The following is a 3198-nucleotide window of genomic DNA, read 5'->3' as shown; positions in this document are numbered from 1 at the left end:
CCCTGGCCTCCCCGTGGCTCTGGGCGCCCCGGCGGGGGCCGCGGGCCGCGCCGGGGGGGGGGGGGGGGGGGGGGGGCCCGACCGGGGAGATCACCGAGCCCGCGCGGAAACGGTAGAAGTACCAGCGATCCGGCTCCAGGCCGTGGACCTCCGGGTGCACCGAATGCGCCAGCTCCCTGGTCGCCACGGCGCTGCCGCGGCGCACCACCGTGCGGAACCGCTCGTCGGTGGCCACCTCGTAGTCCACCGTGACCGGCGCGTTCATCATCCCGCCGTGCCCGTCCGGGGCGAGCGGGTCGGGGGCCAGCCTGGTCCACAGCACCACGCCGTCCGGCGCGGGATCGCCCGATGCCACACCGAGGGTGAACGGGTCCGCCGACCAGCGCGGCGTCCTGAACCGGCCACTGCTCGCCGCCGACGTCCCCACCAGCACGGCGACCGACCCGGCGGCGGCCAGACGCAGCGCCTGCCTGCGGGGGATTGCCATATCGCCACGGTACCGTCGTCACGGACGTGCTGAAGCGGCCCTGACCCGAGTGACCGCGGGAGCTCCCGCCACCGACATGTGGCCGAGCTCGCTTCCCGGCCGGACCGCTGCCTGGTTGAGCGCGGCGGTGCCGGGTAAGCCCGACGTGACACATCCGACGATCGGAAAGGCATGTGCGATGTCCCAGCCCATCACCAGCACTCTCGACTCCGAACAGCAGCGCATCGCGGGCGAAGCCCTGCGGGCGACCGTGGTCGACATGATCGACCTCTCGCTGATCGCCAAGCAGGCGCATTGGAACGTCCTCGGCCCGAACTTCCGGTCTGTGCACCTGGCGCTGGATGAACTCGTCACCGCCGCCCGCGACTTCACCGACTCGGCCGCCGAACGCGCCACCGCCGTCGGCGTGACCCCGGACGGCCGCGCCGCCACCGTGGCCCGCGACACCGCCGCGCCCGGCATCGGCGACGGCTGGCTCGAGGACACCGCGGTCATCGAGTCGATCGTGGCCAACCTGGCCGCGGTCATCAGCAGATTGCGCGACCGGATCGAGGCCACCGAGAAGGCCGACCCGGTCACCCAGGACCTGCTGATCGCGATCGCCGCGCGGCTCGAGCAGCTGCACTGGATGTGGCAGGCGCAGGTGGCCGCGCGCTGACCGGCGCCCTGAAGCGCCCCTCGTCGAGACCCCGGCATGTCCGCTCAGCGGACGCGCCGGGGTTCGGCGTGTCGTGGTGGCCGCTCCCAGGTTCGCGGCCGCAGCCCTGGTAACCGGCACAATCTTTGCCGTTTCGGGTATCGCGAACCGGGGGTGTTGCCGTTCACTCGTTGCCTGGCGTCGATTGCCGGACGACGCCGGACCATCCACCGTCCATCGACTGTCGGAGGGATTCCATGGCCGGATCGGGAATCGCGAGCCGACGGCTTCCGAAGCTCCGGTTCGTTCTCGCCGCCGCGACCGCGACCGTGTTGTCGCTCGCCGCGATCTCACCCCTGCGGGCCGACGCGCCCGCCCCCGCCATCGAAGGCATCAGATCCGGCGCCGACCGGGTCCTGACCGTCGAGGTGTTCTCGCCCGCGATGGCGGGCACCACCGAGGTGCTCGTGCTGCCCGCCGCCGACCCGTCGCGGCCCGCGCCCACCCTGTATCTGCTCAACGGCGCGTCCGGGCACCTCGACGGCAGCTGGCACGACAGCACCGACTTCCGCGACTTCTTCGCCGATGAGCAGGTCAATGTGGTCATCCCGCTCGGCGGCGCAGGCAGCTACTTCACCGACTGGCAGGCCGAGGACCCGGTGCTCGGCACTCAGCGCTGGGCCACCTTCCTCACCGAGGAGCTGCCGCCGCTGATCGACGAGCGCTTCAACGGCTCCGGGGCCAACGCCGTGGCCGGGGTGTCCATGTCCGGCACCTCGGTCTTCCAGCTGGCGCTCAACGCGCCGGGACTGTACCGGGCGATCGGCTCGTTCAGCGGCTGCGTGCGCACCAGCGATCCGCAGGGGCAGGTGATGGTGAACGCGGTCGTGGCCGCTCACCACGGCAACCCGATCAACATGTGGGGTCCGCCCACCGACCCCACCTGGCAGGCCAACGACCCCTACCTGCACGCGGAACGCCTGCGCGGCACCGAGATCTACATCTCGACCGGTAACGGCGTCCCCGGCTCGCTCGACACCCCGGCAGCCGTGGGCGGTGACATCGCTGAGCTCGGCTACCGGCTGCTGTTCGGCGCGCCGCTGGAGGCGATCACCCACATGTGCACGCTCCAGTTGCGGGATCGACTGGCGGAGCTGCGGATTCCGGCCACCGTCGACCTGCGGCCCACCGGCACCCACGCCTGGGGGTACTGGCAGGAGGACCTGCACAAGGCGTGGCCCGCCTTCGAACGGGCACTGTCCCGCTAGGCGTTCCGCTCCCGGGCTTTCAGCCGAGGATGCCGCCGAGGAAGCCGCTGCCCTCACCGGCCTGCCGGCCGCCGCCGGTGCCCGCGACGAACCCGCCGGGCGGCAGTTCCGAGGGCTGCACGATCACGAAGCCGCGTCCGCTGAACGCCAGCGTCAGGCCCTCGCCGGTGGTGCGGCCGAGCAGGGTGCCCAGACCGAACGAGTCGTTGCGTTCGATGCCGGTCTGCAAGCTCGACGACCAGGCCACCGCGGCCTGCGGGTCGGCATAGGTCGGCTGGTCCACATTCAGCACCACCGGCCCGCCCTCGGTGGTGATGGCGATGCGCCCGCGCCCGGTGAACACGCAGTTGAACAGGCCGGCATTACTGGCGTACCCGGCCGCGCCCTGCACCCGCTTGATGTCGTAGCGCAGCGTGCTGTCGAAGGCGAGCACGTTCGCGCCGTTGACGGTGAGCCCGTCCGAGCCGTCCAGGTCGATCAGGTGCACATCCGCCGCGGCGTTGGCCAGGAACAGGTCGCCGCGCCCCGACACCTTCATCAACGGCACGCCCTCCCCGGTCAGCCGAGCCTGGATCGCGCGCCCGATACCACCGGAACCCTGGGCCTGGAAATGCAGTTCGCCCTGGTAGGCCACCATCGACCCGGCCCTGGCCATGACCTCGCCGTCGACCCCGACCTTGACCATCTTGCCGCCCTGCTTCTGGATGCCCAGGCCGTTGACCTCGGCGTGACGGGCGTCGAACAGATCGCTCTGCATCGGCAGTGCTCCTTGCTGTGGGGCGATCGGGGGGTGCGCGGGGGCGCCG

General features: G+C 71.7%; 4 protein-coding genes. 2 read left to right on the top strand and 2 right to left on the bottom strand.

Annotation, left to right across the window (positions count from 1 at the left end):
• Positions 1 to 487 (bottom strand): alkaline phosphatase D family protein (locus tag QH283_RS05475; RefSeq protein ID WP_280501923.1); only part of this gene is annotated, 487 nt, incomplete at its 3' end.
• Positions 488 to 665: 178 nt separating this feature from the next.
• On the opposite strand from QH283_RS05475, the gene QH283_RS05470 reads away from it, so the two are divergent.
• Both QH283_RS05470 and QH283_RS05465 read left to right on the top strand, forming a co-directional pair.
• On the top strand, positions 666 to 1145 hold the full coding sequence (locus tag QH283_RS05470) for a Dps family protein (protein WP_280501922.1): 480 nt from the start codon (positions 666 to 668) through the stop codon (positions 1143 to 1145).
• A 236-nt stretch (positions 1146 to 1381) separates the two neighbouring features.
• A complete protein-coding gene (locus tag QH283_RS05465; protein WP_280501921.1) occupies positions 1382 to 2392 on the top strand; it encodes an alpha/beta hydrolase in 1011 nt (336 codons plus the stop codon).
• Positions 2393 to 2411: 19 nt separating this feature from the next.
• Here the strand turns inward: QH283_RS05465 and QH283_RS05460 are convergent.
• Positions 2412 to 3198, bottom strand: a 787-nt coding sequence (locus tag QH283_RS05460; RefSeq protein WP_280501920.1) for an AIM24 family protein, incomplete at its 5' end; no start/stop codon positions are given.

Source organism: Nocardia farcinica, assembly GCF_029867845.1.
GTDB lineage: Bacteria > Actinomycetota > Actinomycetes > Mycobacteriales > Mycobacteriaceae > Nocardia > Nocardia farcinica_A.
This window is presented reverse-complemented; position numbering and strand designations above follow the sequence as displayed.

Bases quoted from the DNA above. Each gene is read 5' to 3' on its own strand.
- QH283_RS05470 (WP_280501922.1), top strand. From the start codon at position 666: ATGTCCCAGCCCATCACCAGCACTCTCGACTCCGAACAGCAGCGCATC.
- QH283_RS05465 (WP_280501921.1), top strand. From the start codon at position 1,382: ATGGCCGGATCGGGAATCGCGAGCCGACGGCTTCCGAAGCTCCGGTTC.